10 protein-coding genes, 1 pseudogene and 1 riboswitch are annotated in these 14,357 nt (G+C 62.2%); of the genes and pseudogenes, 3 read left to right on the top strand and 8 right to left on the bottom strand.

Annotated elements, in window-relative coordinates:
- Positions 1–184 precede the first annotated feature (184 nt).
- A riboswitch (TPP riboswitch) is annotated at positions 185–294 on the top strand.
- Between the two features lie 83 nt (positions 295–377).
- The 3 genes from NTCA1_RS13170 to pnuC are packed head-to-tail and all read left to right on the top strand — an operon-like array spanning position 378 to position 4,350.
- The gene (locus tag NTCA1_RS13170; RefSeq protein ID WP_374705188.1) at positions 378–2,642 is read left to right on the top strand and encodes a TonB-dependent receptor; all 2,265 of its coding nucleotides are present in this window, start codon (positions 378–380) and stop codon (positions 2,640–2,642) included.
- 50 nt (positions 2,643–2,692) lie between these two features.
- Entirely contained in the window at positions 2,693–3,790 is a 1,098-nt protein-coding gene (locus NTCA1_RS13165; protein ID WP_133084719.1) for a phosphotransferase enzyme family protein, read from the top strand.
- Complete coding sequence (gene pnuC, locus NTCA1_RS13160; protein WP_133084630.1) at positions 3,790–4,350, top strand: nicotinamide riboside transporter PnuC; 561 nt, start codon at positions 3,790–3,792, stop codon at positions 4,348–4,350. The genes NTCA1_RS13165 and pnuC overlap by 1 nt, the downstream gene beginning before the upstream one ends.
- Before the next feature lie 38 nt (positions 4,351–4,388).
- On the opposite strand, the gene NTCA1_RS13155 is transcribed toward pnuC, so the two are convergent.
- From NTCA1_RS13155 to NTCA1_RS13120, 8 genes and pseudogenes are all read right to left on the bottom strand, one after another.
- Entirely contained in the window at positions 4,389–6,551 is a 2,163-nt protein-coding gene (locus NTCA1_RS13155; RefSeq protein ID WP_236549302.1) for a PKD domain-containing protein, read from the bottom strand.
- A gap of 159 nt (positions 6,552–6,710) precedes the next feature.
- Positions 6,711–7,961 carry a glycosyltransferase family 4 protein gene (locus NTCA1_RS13150; RefSeq protein ID WP_133084629.1) on the bottom strand — a complete coding sequence of 417 codons (1,251 nt, stop codon included), beginning with the start codon at positions 7,959–7,961 and terminating at the stop codon, positions 6,711–6,713.
- Positions 7,962–7,992: 31 nt separating this feature from the next.
- Positions 7,993–8,538 carry a polysaccharide biosynthesis/export family protein gene (locus NTCA1_RS13145; RefSeq protein WP_236549301.1) on the bottom strand — a complete coding sequence of 182 codons (546 nt, stop codon included), beginning with the start codon at positions 8,536–8,538 and terminating at the stop codon, positions 7,993–7,995.
- 33 nt (positions 8,539–8,571) lie between these two features.
- Positions 8,572–9,696: a glycosyltransferase gene (locus NTCA1_RS13140; RefSeq protein ID WP_306439289.1), complete on the bottom strand. Its 1,125-nt coding sequence runs from the start codon at positions 9,694–9,696 to the stop codon at positions 8,572–8,574.
- Positions 9,693–11,927: a polysaccharide biosynthesis tyrosine autokinase gene (locus tag NTCA1_RS13135; RefSeq protein ID WP_133084628.1), complete on the bottom strand. Its 2,235-nt coding sequence runs from the start codon at positions 11,925–11,927 to the stop codon at positions 9,693–9,695. Before NTCA1_RS13135 ends, NTCA1_RS13140 begins: the two co-directional genes overlap by 4 nt.
- Before the next feature lie 28 nt (positions 11,928–11,955).
- Positions 11,956–13,176 (bottom strand): outer membrane beta-barrel protein, encoded by a 1,221-nt coding sequence (locus NTCA1_RS13130; protein ID WP_159830879.1) that lies wholly within the window; start codon positions 13,174–13,176, stop codon positions 11,956–11,958.
- 236 nt (positions 13,177–13,412) lie between these two features.
- Complete coding sequence (locus NTCA1_RS13125; protein WP_133084626.1) at positions 13,413–14,255, bottom strand: HlyD family type I secretion periplasmic adaptor subunit; 843 nt, start codon at positions 14,253–14,255, stop codon at positions 13,413–13,415.
- Positions 14,239–14,357 (bottom strand): annotated as a pseudogene (locus NTCA1_RS13120) (IS5/IS1182 family transposase); the annotation flags it as partial. The pseudogene NTCA1_RS13120 and the gene NTCA1_RS13125, both read right to left, overlap by 17 nt.

Raw genomic sequence — 14,357 nt, 5'->3', positions numbered from 1 at the left:
AAGAACACGAAAAGGTCCGGGGGACCTTTTCGCTGAGGGTGTCGACCTCCCATCCAGGATACACTGAGTGAGAGGTCGGGTGGGGGAGCGGGCCGGTGCCGCCAAAATCCGCCCGCAGCGGATTTTCAAACAGTCTCCACCTTGAAATTGGCACTTCCCACAAGGCCTGCGACCGCCTAGATGCCGCTGATCCCCGGGGGGCCGCTCATGCGCGGCTGAGAGGTGGTCAGCAGACCACGACCCGCTGAACCTGATCCGGCTGACACCGGCGTAGGGAGGGTCGGCGATCGATGCTGTCCCTCCGATTGGAGCGGACCGATAGCATGACTGCCAATTACCTGTATTTTCGTTCGCGTCTGGCGAGCAGCGCGGCGCTGATGATCCCGGCTCTGCTACTGGCCTCTCCGGCTCTTGCGGAATCAGGGGAAGCGGCCGATGCGGAACGCCCCGCCGATATCGAGGTGATCGGCCATCCCGATCCCGAGGGCCTGCTGCCGGACCAGACCGCGCCGCAGGCGGTCAGCGCGATCTCGGCGGATTTCATCACCAAGCAGGCGCCGACGCTGAACGCGTTCCAGCTGGTCAATCTCCTGCCCGGCGCCAATGTCTCCACCAGCGATCCCTATGGCCTCTCCACCAGTTCCGGCCTGACCCTGCGCGGACTGGGGCAGGACCAGATCGGCGTCCTGATGGAAGGCGCGCCGCAGAACGACATCGGCTATTTCTACGCCTATCCCTCGCAGTTCGCCGATGCCGAGAACGTGCGGCAGATCGTGCTGGCGCAAGGCGCTGCCTCCATCGATGCCCCGGTGGTCGCGGCGGCGGGCGGCATGCTTTCGCTCTCGCTGGACGATCCCAAGGCGGAAATGGGCGGCCTGGTCAATCTGTCGCTCGGCTCCTACGACGAACGCCGTGCATTCGTGCGGTTCGACACCGGCGTGCTGGGGGGTAGCGGGATCAAGGCCTTCGTGTCCTATTCCAACAACCGCGCGGACAACTGGCGCGGCGCGGGCCACGACCAGCGCCAGCATGTCGATGCCAAGCTGCTGCGCGAATGGGGAGACGGCAACCGTGCCAGCATCGCCTTCTCCTACAACGATGCCAAGACATCGGCCTATCCCAGCCCGACCCTGGCCGATTGGAAGGCGGTTGGCCGCAATTTCAATCATGACAGCCGCTACAGCGAAGGGAACACCAACTACTGGCGGCTCTACCGCGCCCCGTTCCGCAATTTCTACGTGGCGGCGCCGGTCCACTTGAAGCTGAGCGAGCAGCTCACTTTCGACAGTTCGGCCTATCTCCAGCTGGGCCACGGCAATGCACCGTACGGCACCCAGCTGACCGAGACCGGCAATTACCTCGGCACCGAGGAACTGAGCCAGCCGATCGCCCTGCCCGGTGCGGTGGACGGCCTTGCAACGGTGATGGGCAACTGGACCGGCAAGCAGTTCCGCATCGGCGACGTCAGCAAGCTGACCTTCCAGACCGGCGCGCACACGATCACCGCCGGGCTCTGGTTCGACTATGGGACCGACCGCGTAACCCAGTCCTACACATCGATCGGCGCCGACGGCCATCCCTTCGACCAGTGGGGCTATCAGGACAAGGCCATCCGCACAGCCGATGGCAGGCTGCTGGCCTATGAGAACGCCCGCACCGAAACGGTGACCAAGGGCTTCTTCCTGGCCGACAGCGTCGCGCTGACTCCGCGCCTTACCGTCGACCTCGGCTTCAAGGGCGTGGACGTGCTGCGCAACGGGCGCAACTATCTGCCGGGGCCGCAGTCGGACGTGCGGTCGAACAGCTTCGCCGCCTTGCCCCGCGCGGCGCTGCACTACAAGCTGGACGACCGGCAGCAGCTCTTCGCCAATATCACCACCAACTTCCGCACGCCCAACGAGTTCGCGCTCTACAACAGCTATTACGGCGGCGAACTGGTCAGCGCCGGAAGCGGCAACCTGAAGAACGAGTATTCCGTCTCGGAAGAACTGGGCTATCGCTATATCGGTCCGAGCCTGTCCTTCTCCCTGACCGCCTTCCACTATCACTTCCGCAACCGGCAGGTGGCGACGGTTGTGAACAGCGGCGGGGCGCTGGTCAATTCGACCATCAACGGCGGCAGCCAGACGTCCTACGGTCTCGACGGCGAGATCGATTACCGCCCGGCCAAGGGCGTCAGCGTCTATATCTCCGGCGAGTACCTCCACACGCGCCTGGGTGACGATCTGCCCGTCGGCGGCGATCTCCTGCCGACCAAGGGGAAGCGCGCGGTGTCAAGCCCCGAGTTCCAGTTCGCCCTGGGCACCACGTACGACGACGGACGGCTGTTCGGCAGCACCGCGCTCAAATATGTCGGCCGCCAATATGCGACCTTCATGAACGACGAGAGCATTAAGGGCTATGCCACGCTGGACCTTTCGATCGGCATGCATCTGGCCGGACTGATCGATGCCCAGCGCATGGATCTGCGGCTCAACGCGATCAACGTGACCAACCCCCATGTGCTGTCCGGCGTCTATTCGGTCAGCAGCAATGCGCAGGATACGATCGGTCGCGGCGGCACGCTGATTGCGGGTTCCGCGCCGGCCTATTACGTCGGCAGCGGGCGCGCCTTCGTGGCGACGCTGAGCCGCGCCTTCTGACCGCGCGCGGGCCGATCGTGAACGGAGATACCCCGCATCTGGTCCACGGCATGGGCACCGCGCTGGAGGCACCGACCTGGCCGGCGATCACGCTTGCCGAAGCGGAGGCGGTGCTGGCGCATTTCCCGGAGGCAGGACGGCCGCGCGACTTGAGCTGGCATTCGCCGCGCCCGTTCTCGGCCGCGACCCTGGTGCGGACCGAGCAGGGCGAATTTTTCCTCAAGCGCCATCACGAAAAGCTGCGAAAACCCGCCGCACTGGCGGAAGAGCATCGCTTCATGGCACACTTGCGGGCCAGGGGAATCCCGGTGCCTGCCGTCATGCCTGCGGCGGACGGTCGCGGCGCCTTGGCGGAAGGTCCGTGGACATACGAGTTGCTGTCCATGGCGCCGGGCCTGGATCTCTACCGCGACCGGCAATCCTGGACGCCTTTCCTGACGCCGGGCCACGCCTTCGCGGCAGGCGCGGCATTGGCGCGACTGCACCGTGCCGCGCGTGGCTTTGCCGCGCCCGCACGCGAACCGCATCCGCTGGTCGCCAGTTTCACGATAGTGCCCTCGCGCGATCCGGTTGCGGCGGCGCGGGCTTACGTTGCGGCGCGCCCGGCACTCGCCGCCTATCTTGCCGACAAGCCGTGGCAGGGGAAGCTTGCGCGGCTCTTTGCGGCCCTGGGAGAAGGCCTTGCGGAACGGCTCGCGCAGCAGCCGGAACTCTGGACGCATAACGACTGGCACCCCTCGAACCTGCTCTGGACGGCGGAAGGTGCGGTCAGTGGCGTGATCGATTTCGGACTGGCCACCCGCACTTGCGCGCTCCACGACCTTGCCACCGCGATCGAGCGCAGCGCCGTGCCCTGGCTGGAAGCACCGGAGAGGACCGGCGATGCCCGGGCCGCCTGTGCGATCCTGGCCGGATACCGCAGCATACTGCCGCTCACGGCGGCGGACGTGGAGACTCTGACCCGCCTTCTGCCGCTGGTACATATCGAATTCGCGCTGTCCGAAGCCGATTATTTCGCGGGCATTCTGGAGGATCGCGGGCAGGCGGATCTTGCCTGGCAGGACTATCTCGTCGGCCACGCCGAATGGTTCCTCTCGCCGCCCGGGCGCGCGTTCCTGCGAGCCATCGAAAGCGGGAGCCGGATCTGATGTCGATGCTGGAAATCGTGGCGGTGGCGGTCAGCTTCCTCGGCATCTGGCTTACCGCGCGGCGGCAGTTGCTCTGCTGGCCGGTGAACCTTCTGGCCTGCGGCCTCTATTTCAAGCTGTTCCTCGATGTGCGGCTCTATTCGGACATGGTGCTGCAGGCGCTGTTCGGCGCGGCGATCCTCTACGGATGGATCGGCTGGGCACGGGGCAAGGCCGAGGCCGGAGAAGTCCTGGTGCGGCCCCTCGCGCCCATGAAGGCACTGGCGGGACTGGCCGCCGGTGCCCTGGGCGCCTTGACCATCGGCTGGCTGGCCAGCCGCTACACCAATGCCGCGCTGCCGTGGATGGATGCGGGATTGAGCAGTTTTAGCCTCGTTGCCCAATACTGGACGGCGCGCCGCCATGCGGCATCTTGGCTGCTGTGGATCGCGGTGGACGTGCTCTACGTCGGCATGTTCCTGTTCAAGGCTCTCTGGCTGACGGCAGGCCTCTACGCCGCGATGATCGGTCTGGCCGTTCTCGGCTACCGGAGCTGGCGTGCGGCGCGGCGGGAAGGTTAGCCGGGAAGGGAGCAGCCGCTCCCTTCCCGGCAGATTGGTCAGCGCACCACGACGCGTACACGGCCGAGGTTTTCGATGCGGGCATAAGGCGTGCGGCTGTCACCCTCGCGCTGCAAGGCACCCCGCAGTGCGACGAAATAAGTTCCGGGCGCCGGGAAGGCGTGATCGATCGTCACGGATAACTTTTGAGCGCCCTTGGGAACCCTGGACGAAACGTCGAATGCGCCCTTGCCGGAAAAATCCCATTCCGCCGCGATCAGCTTTCCCGCGCCGGGCGGAGCGGTAATGGTGCCCGCGAACTTCACGCTTTGTCCTGCCTTGACTTCGGCTTTGTCTCCGCCGGTGACCTTGAGGTCGACGACCGGCTGGATCCCGCGCCGTTCTGCCGCGCCGGGCGGCACGATCACTTGTCCGTCCTCGATGCGGTAGCTTGTGGAAGCGGGCGGCGTCACGCCCTTTTCCACCCAGGCGGACAAGTCGCGCAGAGCCTGCTGCAAAGCGCCTTGATAGCTGACGATCCGGTTCGGATCCTCGTTGACCGGCTCGTCGCCGTGCAGCGCGTGATCGGTGTACCAAAGGCGCAAGTTGGCGTCGGTCCTGTCGCCCAGATGGCTGCGCACACGCTGGAAATACCAGTCGGCCTGCCAGGGCATGGCCTCGCGGTCCCACAGGGAAGATAGTAGAATCATCTTGCCCTCGAACTTTCCAGTCATCTGCGAGCCCGAGGTGGCCTGCACGAACAGCGGGCCGATCAGCATGGGACGCTGCGGATAGATCGGTTTCCCGGCTTGATCGCGGAACTGGTTCCAGACCGGGAAGTCGGGGCCGGGCACCTGATGGCGATGGTAGGTCTCGAGTGCGAGGAAGTTCGAGTTGTCGACCTCGATCTTGTCGCCGGCCGCGATCCGGGCTGCAACGCTGCTGTCGGCCAGACCCAGAACCACGATATCGTTCACGATCCGGGCTACCGGGAGGCGCTGGCCAGATGCCGCGCCCGATCCCACTATGAGATCCGCGCCAAGGATCGCCTTCGGCGGCGGGCCGGCGTTAAGACGAAAGGCGACGATCCGCGCGGCTTCGGTGCCGCCAAGCACTTCGAAGGCGCGATCGACGCCGCCCCGCGTCGCTTCGCTGGAGGCATCGGTATTCAGACCCAGCTTTTGGGCTTCCAGCGCGGTGATCGGTGCCGCCACAGTGGACGCGAACTGAAGGCGCGCCTTTTCGAAATATTCGGGATGATCGTGGCCAAGGTAGCCGGGCTTGGTCCAGAAATCAGTGAAGTAGGTCGGGTCCGCCATGACCACGCCCTGGTAAAGCGCGGCCATGCCGTGAATGCCCATGGTCTTGTAGCCGAACCAAGAAGGGGTCGGAAATCCCATCCTGGTCGCTTCGCGAAGGGCGGAAGCCTGGAGCGGCGACAGCCCCGCATAGGGATCGCCCGAACCGCCCGGCTCCACCGCATCCACGATCTGCGGAAACTTGTCGTCCAATAGCCGCATCGCCTGCATGCGGACCGTAAACATGTTGGGGATCGCCATCGTCGATCCCGGAACGTAAGGTACAACGCCGTCCCAGACGCCTTGCGTATTCTCGATACTGCCGATCGTGCGATAGGCTCCGCCGGATCCGCCATAGGCATAGCCATAGGGCCGCTTGGCCCCGTACATCTTTTCCGCGACGGTTCGAGAGTATTCCGCCGCCGCAGCATTGGCGCGCCAGGCGGTGATCGTCTGGTCGCTGGCCAGGCTTTTCGTCTTGCCAAGGTCCATGTGGCCGCCGCCGTTCGTTTCTACGAAATAGGCACCGCTGGCGATCGAGAAACCGATCTTGTTGAAGGCACCGGCCGGCATCTTCTGTGCCAGGTTCTCATTGTCGGGAACCGGCGTGATGTGCTGGAAGAAGCGCCCGCGATACTCGGCCTTGGGCGGGAAATAGAAGGAGAAACGCGTCTCGGTGCCCTTGAAACCACCATGGACATAGCGATGTCTGACAGGCTGGCTCCGCCACTCGTCGATATCGATATAGGGTTGAGAGAACAGATTGTCGGACAAAGCGGGTGCCGGATTCTCTTGACGGTTTGGCGCACCCGCCTCTTCGGCATGGGCTCCGGTCATGGAAAGGGGCACCGCCGCGTGCAGACAGCCTGCTGCAAGAGCGCTCATCCGCATGCGCTTGGCTTTTGCGATTTTCGAACAGCGCATGAATTCTCCCATTTTTTGTCGTTCTCGTGCTCCGTTCTAACTTGCCCTTGGGGCTGGCGAACCTGTGCCGTCCAAAAATCGTCGTGGCGTAATTGCACCGTTTTGTGAAAGCATGCGGTATTCCCCGGTGGCTTGGCATTTCGTGTTCGTCCGCCCCGATCAGCCGTTGACCGCCGCTTTCACACCTTCTGAAACGACGATGTCTTCGTAGTGCTTGATCGTCTGCCTGACCCAGGCATCAGGCGTGTTGCAAAGAGCCAGATAGCCTTGATGCCCCGCCCGTGACATCCGGCCGATCCTGGCATCATCACGATGCAGGTCGGCCAAGGCTCTAGCGAAGGCTTCGCCGTTCGCGGTGTCGATTGCCAGCCCGAAGCCATGATTTTCGACTTCCTTCGCAATCAAGGCGCGATGGTCGATGATTGCGGGTACGCCCGAGCCGATGGCCTCCAGCGCCGCGAGACCGAAAGGTTCCGCCCAGCGGCTAGGCATTACGGCGAGACGGGCCTTGCCGATGGCCAGTGCCATGCCCTGGCGATCCTGACGGCCAAGCATCACGGAGTCGGGATTGAGCTTCCGCACGAGATCCATCTCGCTGCCCTCCCCGATGAAAGTGATGGGCACACCGGCCTGCGCCGCCGCGATGGCAGCAAGATCCGCGCCCTTTTCCCGCGATATCCGCCCGATGAACACGACACCCCGATTGCGTTCGGCAGGAACGCGGTTCTGCGTCAACGGCGTCACGGGGTTTCGGACCGCGATCAGCTTTTCCGGCGGCCAATCCGCGCGCAGGAACCCGACGGCCTGACCGGGATGGATGAGCAGCATCCGATTGACATTCGTTCCGCCGAGCATGGCGCCGCGCCGGGCCACTTCCCGTCCGCAGCGCCAGAGTTTCTGCGCATGGGATGACTTGTCGCAGCGACGATGCAGGCACGGGCTCGACAGGGGGCGGAGCGTGCAGTCTTCTTCGCGGGCATAATCGAAGAACGCGCCGTTCGGGCAGCCGTTGAAATAGTCGTGGGCGTGAAGGATCAGGCGGTGTGAAACCTTGCGCAAGGCGGCGAAAATGGCTGGTGTCAGGATCTTGGTCCAGCCATGGACATGATAGACCGTTCCAGGTGTATCATGAGCGGCGATCCACTGACGCAGACGCAGGAGAGACGGTGGATTGAGGAATCCTCTTGTGAAGGCGCCGAAGCGTGACCGCTCCAGCAGCGCCTTGCCGTGGAGAGGAATTAACTCCACGTCGGCGCGCTCGAACCTTGCCCCGGAGTCTCCGGCAAAGAAGGTCACCGGGATGTTCCGCTCGCGCAGACCGCCGAGTAGAACCTGCACGAGATAGGACGCGCCGCCCAGCGCTTCGCTGTAGTCGTGCAGCAGGACGACACGGTCGATCTTGCCGCTCATCGGCGCCCTACCTTGCCCGAAGGAACGGCCCTCAAAAGAATCGAGGCCCGATGCGGATGGTGTCTCCGGGAACAACCGCTGCGCCGCTTGTTACCCGGTACGCCCGTTCGGTGCTTTCGTTGGCATGGCGAATATGGACGACGCTCTGGTTGGCGCGGTAGGTGAAGCCGCCCGCTTTCGCGACGAGCGCGAAAACTGACATCCCTTCGGAGAACGTATATTCGCCCGGCTTCTGGACCTCTCCCAGGATATAGATCGGGCGGTAGGAGACGACTTCGAGCGTGATCCTGGCGTTCCGCACGAAACCCTCGCTCAACATGCCGCCGAGTTCCTGTCGCAGGTCCGGCAGCGTCTTTCCGGCGGCCTTGATCGTGCCGATCATCGGCATGGCCAGATTGCCCTCGTCATTGACGGTATATTCGCCCGACAAGTCCTTCTCGCGGAAGACATCGAGCTTGAGCCTGTCACCGGCTGCCAGACGTTGCTGGAAACCGCCGACGGGAGGCAGTTCCGCCCTCGGGGAATGTGTGCAAGCCGTCATGACGAGGCTCGCGATGAGGACGAGAAATCTATTCACTGTCCAGTCTCCTGAAGCAAAAGGGAGCGCCGTTCAGGCGACACGTTCGGCGGGGCAAAGCGCCTGGAGAGCGTCCGCAATGCCGCGGTCGAACACTTCCGGGGCAAATCGCCGGGAATTGCGCACCGCGGCCTCGGGATCGAAGTGGGGGAGCCATGCTTCGAACCGCTCGATCGCATCGCACAGCGCCTCTACCGACTGTTTGAGGAAGAACAGGCCGGTCTCTCCATCGACGATCGAATCCCTCACACCGCCGCACCCGAAGGCGATCACCGGCCTTCCCGAAGCATTCGCTTCCACTGGAACGATGCCGAAATCCTCCTCAGGGGTGAAGACAAGCGCCTTGGCCGTGGCATAGGCTTGCTTCAGTTCATCGAACGATAAGTGCCTGCGAACCTCGACATTCGGCCCGGCGCCCGCGGCGATAGCCTTGAACATCTCGCCATCCCCCACCATCAGCGCGGGAACGCCGAGACGGTTGAACGCTTCGAGGGCGATGTCGGCCTTTTTGTAAGGCGTCATCTGACTGATCCAGAGGTAGCGCTCGGCAACCTCGGTAGAGGTATGAAACGCATCAACCGCGACGGGAGGATGAACCACCATCGCCTCCCGCCCCCATGCCTTGCGAATACGCTGCGCAACGAAGTTGCTATTGGCGACTATACTGTCGATGCGATTGGCGGAACTGATGTCCCACTGGCGAAGGCGATGGAACATCGGTGCCATGGCCAGCCGCGCGAACTTCTGCGCAGAGGATTTGTAGTCGTGATAGTGGTCCCAAAGATAGCGCATGGGAGAATGGCAGTAGCACAAGTGAAGCGCGTCCGGCCGGATGATGGCACCCTTCGCCGGTCCCGACTCGCTGCTGATCACCAGATCGTATTCACGAAGATCCAGTTCTTCCAAGGCCATGGGCATGAAGGGCAGGTATTTCTGATAATGCCTGCGCGCGCCGGGAAGCCCGCCGATGAAAGTCTGCCGGACTTTGGCGGAGCGGATCCTGTGCGAGACCCGCTCCGGGGCATAGACATGCGTAAACACGTCGGCATCGGGAAAGAGATCGAGCAGGCGCTCCAGGACGCGTTCTCCCCCTCGCATGGAAACCAGCCAGTAGTGGATGATGGCTACGCGCCGGAACTGCGGCATCGCAGGGCTCACGAGTAATATCCCCTGTACTGCTTGTAGAAACTGGAGATGTCATTCCCGCCGAAGCGGGCCTGCTTCTTCATGTCGACCTTATTCAGGACTATGCCCAGGCCTTTGATGGCGCGCACGGGCAACTGGCGGATGGCGGCCTTTGCCACCCGGTCCATCGTCTTGCGCCACTGCACCACGAAGACGACGCTGTCGGTTCGCGCAACGATTTCGCGCGATTCCGCGATAGGCAGGATAGGCGGGCAGTCCAGCACGATGACATCGAACTGTTCACGAAGCCGCGCGACTACCCGGTGCAGACGTCTCTGCTCGGTAAGGCGCTCTCCCTTCGGAAAGGGGCGCGTTATCGGCAGGATGCGCAGCGGCGATTGCGGGTCGGGGTAATGGATGATGTCCGTGCTTTCCGAATGCAGCGCCTCGTAAAGGCCAAGCCCACCCTCAGCCAGGTCGAACTGCTTGCTGAGTTGGCCGCGGATGACATCGCAGTCGACGACAATCACGCGCTCGTTGGCCATGGCGAGCGAGCGGGAAAGGCACGCGGCGACAGTCGATTTCCCTTCCCCGGGAAGCGCGGAGGTAATTGCAATGACCTTGCAAGATCGAGGGGCGGATTGTCGAACTGATACGATGACGTTGCGCAAGGCCTCGGAAAAAGCGCCGTTCGAGTGGGCGAGCACTGTGTCGAGCGGCGTCCCGACATGAGGTTCGACGGAGCGATGCGACGGGATGAAGCCGAGCGCGCGATAGCCCAGGCGATTTTCGATATCGTCGAGCGTCGTGAAGCCTCGGTAGGAAAGTTCTGCAAGGACCGCCAGCAGTGCCCCCAACAGGATACCCACGACAAGACCTAGCGCCAGATTTACGGGCAAGTTGGGCGATATCGGCAGGACTGGCACATTGGCCGAGGACAGCAGCCGCGCCGTAGGCTGCTCCGATCCCGTTCCCGCGATGATCGCGTTATAACGCTGGAGGTAGGACTGGTAGAGCGTCTGCGTCGCCTCGGCCCGCCTTTCGAGGTCGGCAAGAGATACGAGTGCGGTGTTGTCCATGCTCAGCTGTGAACGCGTGCCGTTTCGACTGGCCAGCAGCGATGACAATCGCTGGGCAGAGGCATCGGCGGTGGTTTCCAGCGCCTTGATCGATCGCGATACTTCCCCGGCGATCTGCCGATCGAGGTCACCGATCTGCTGGCGGACGGTGGCGAGATCGGGATGGTTGTCGAAATAGCGCTGCGCGAGATCGCGCTCCTTGATGACAAGTTGTGCGCGCTCGCCGCGCAGGGCGGTGACGACTGACGAGTTCACCCCCTGGCCCACGCTGTTTGCGCCGCCGGAATGCAATTGCCTGTTGGCGCTGGAAAGAGCCGCGGCATCTCTTGCCGCTTCGGCGCGTGCTTCGGCAATCTGCTGATTGTATGTGGAGATTTCCTGTTCGCTCAGGCTCGTGGCCGCCGAACTCAACAAACCGTTGCGGATGCGGTAGCCTTGAACGGCTGCGAATGCGGTATTTGCGGACTTACGAAGTTCATCGACACGCTCTTTCAGGACCTGGGCGGCGGTCGCATTCGTCCTGGCAAGTTCACGCGCATCGTCGGTAGTGTAAAGCCGTGCGAAGGTGTTCGCGACCAGCGCGCTTCTCCCGGCATTGGAATCCGTGACCGAGATACGAAGCGTGAAGGAATCGCCCATGCGCGCGACGTTCAGGTGCTTGAGCAGGTAAGTGATCGCGCGTTGCCGTAGTGTCTCGGGCGATATGTTGATCGGCGCGTCATCCGTATTCTTGCCCAGACCCATCGATGTCAGGAGATTGTCGATGGCGGAGCGGGGGGCGATCACGTCGGCAATGAATTCGGGATCTCTGACCAGTCTCGTCGCATCGAGAACCTGCCCCGCCATTTCCCGCGAGGCGATCAACTGGAGCTGGGTCTCGACATCTTCCGAACGCACGGGAACAGCAACGCCGCCTTGCCCTTCGGGCGGGACAACTTGCGTTGGCGTCGTGATCATCACCACATCGGCTGCAGACAGGTAAGTGCGTGGCAGCGCCGTGGTCCAGAGAAATGCCACAAGAACGCATATCGCAAGAGTAAGGAAGAAAGCCTCCCTCCGGCGGCGGAGCATCGCGAAGAGATAGCGGATCGTTATCCGATCTTCAGAATAGCGATAGGAACTGCCCGGTTCTTCCAGAACCTGCGGCACAGTGCCGGACGCTTCGTAGATTGCGGGAAGGTTCAAGGCAGGCGCTCCTTGCTGCAAGGCCGAGTCATGGTGTGACGGTTATGCCGATCCCGGCGCTAGCGGTGGTGAAGGCACTGACGAGTGGCGCGCCTTCGACATCCTGATCTATGCACGAGATATATCCCCCGACAGAGAGATGCGGGTTCAAGTGATATTCCGCGTTGAATCGCAATGTTCGCCGGATCGTTCTGGTATCGACTTCGCGGTATCGGCCGTGCTCCAACGTGGCAGACAGGTTCAGGCGCAAGTTGCGAAGCAGATCGTGATAGGCCGTCACCGTGAGATTATCGGTAAGGATCCCCGCGACTTCGCGGTAACCGCTGTTCTGGAAGGTGCGGTCGGCCTGAAGCCGCACAGTGGTCAAAGGCGTGACGTACCATTGCAGGTCCGCCGTGAAAGTAATGCCGGAAAAGTCTCGATAGATTGGCAGGTCATACCGGCGTGATTGATAACCGATGCCGACCTCGCCCGAGAGCAGCGGCGTAACTTCGCCTTTCACGCCGATCAGAGCGCCGAGGCCTTGCGCGTCGCGGCGAATGTCCTCTGAAGCAGATGTCGAGCGGATATTCGACAAGGTGCCGCTCGCGAAAGCGGAAAACATGTCTGAAAAGTCGTAACTTATTCTTATGTCGCCGCGGATGGATTGGGCGTTTCGAAAGGACTGGTCGGTCTTCGAGCCGTCTCTCAGGGAAAGCGGAGCGTAACGCAGCCCTTGATAGGCAAGAGAGGGCGCTAGTCGAAACTTGCCGAACTGCAGATCGCTCCCTACTTTTCCTTCCAGCCGGTTGTAGCTTAAGGGTTCGGCGGCATCCGGTGCTGTGCCGGTGCTGCTGCGCGGTTCAATCAGGCGTGCGAATCCGATCGAGGTGACGATCTGATCCTCGTTCGCCAGCACAAAGGCGCCTTCGCTGGAAACGCTGAACTCCTCGCTATTTTCGGAGGTAAACCTTGCGAAGCGCCGAAGGGTACCGCCCGCCTTTATATCCAGGCGGTACGGTGCGAAGTCTGCGCGCATTCGCACGGCAGGAATGACAGTTGCGCTCGCGTCATGCTGCGCATCACGGCGATTGAACACATTGCTTGAGAATCCGCTGATGAACGAAACCGCGGGTTGGATAGCGAACGGGCCGAGATGAAGCGGTACGGGCTGAAAGCCGGGTTCGATACGGGCGCCCGCAGCGTCCAGGCGATCCAGGTCTGCCGCAATGACGATCGACGTGCCGGCGCTCGTCTGGGCAAGTGACATGTCGGGTGCCAGGCTCGCTCCGCAAGTCAACAGTCCTCCGATCATCCGGCGCATCAAAAGGGATCCTGTACTTGAGCAGGCGCCGAGAAAACGATGAAGCGTCTTCAGCAGTCCGTTGCAGAAAGGGGTTCGCAGTGTCGTCAGAGAATTGGCTGACGTCGCGATCCAATGATCAGCGGAAGGTGATTTGCATCTGGCTGCCGTACTGGTGGAAACCGTTTAACCTTTATATCCGGCTATTCACGGAGTGCGCGCCTGATCTGATCCGAAAGCGGTCGGATTATATATTGCAGGATCGTGCGATGCTCGGTTTGGATAAAGGTTTCGACCGGCATACCCACGGAAAGCCGCGCGTTTCCAAGCTTGCGGAATTCCTGCTCCGAAATGGCGATAGTCACGGGATAGAACGCATTGTCGGTGGCGGTGTCCACCGTTCGATCGGCTGCAACCTGGGTGACGCGTCCCAGCAGTTCAGGCGTTGTGCGGGCATTGAGAGCCGTGAACCGCAGGTGAGCAGACTGGCCCTTCGATACTTTGTCGATATCGGTCAATCGGACGTGAGCGCGCACGACAAGATGGTCGCGAAGCGGCACGATCTTCATCAGTGTTTCTCCCGGGCGCACCATACTGCCTATCGTCCGCACCTGGAGTTTGGCCACTATCCCATCCTGCGGCGAACGGATAACGGTGCGGTCGTTCTGGTCGCTGGCCGCAACGCTTTCCTTGCGAAGGTCGGATATGGCGCTTTGTGTTTGGCCCAGCTCCAGGGCAGCTTCGCTTCTGGCGCTGCTTTCCACCGACAGGATCTGGCTTTGCAGTTCTGAAATTCTCGCCTGCGCTTGTGCGATGGCGGATAGGGCCGTGGCTCTTTGGGCCTTTACACCCAAAGCAGCGCGTTCCAGCGCATTCAGGCGGTCAAGCGTTGTCAGTCTGCTGTCATAGAGCTCGCGCGTCTGCTTCAATTCCTGACGGACCAGTGAGGATTGGCGCTGATAGGCCTCTGCCTGACTATCGAACGAAACAATTTCTGCCTGCGACTGGGCAATACGCGCACGAAGCTGGCTAGGTCGTAGACTCATAAGCACGGAGCCACAGCCGCATTGAGGCGAGCTGGACCATTGCCAGGAAGTTTTCGGCCAGCTTTTCGTAGCGGGTGGCAACACGGCGGAAGTGCTTCAGCT

The organism is Novosphingobium sp. TCA1, assembly GCF_009811895.1.
Taxonomy (GTDB): Bacteria; Pseudomonadota; Alphaproteobacteria; order Sphingomonadales; family Sphingomonadaceae; genus Novosphingobium; species Novosphingobium panipatense_A.
This window is presented reverse-complemented; position numbering and strand designations above follow the sequence as displayed.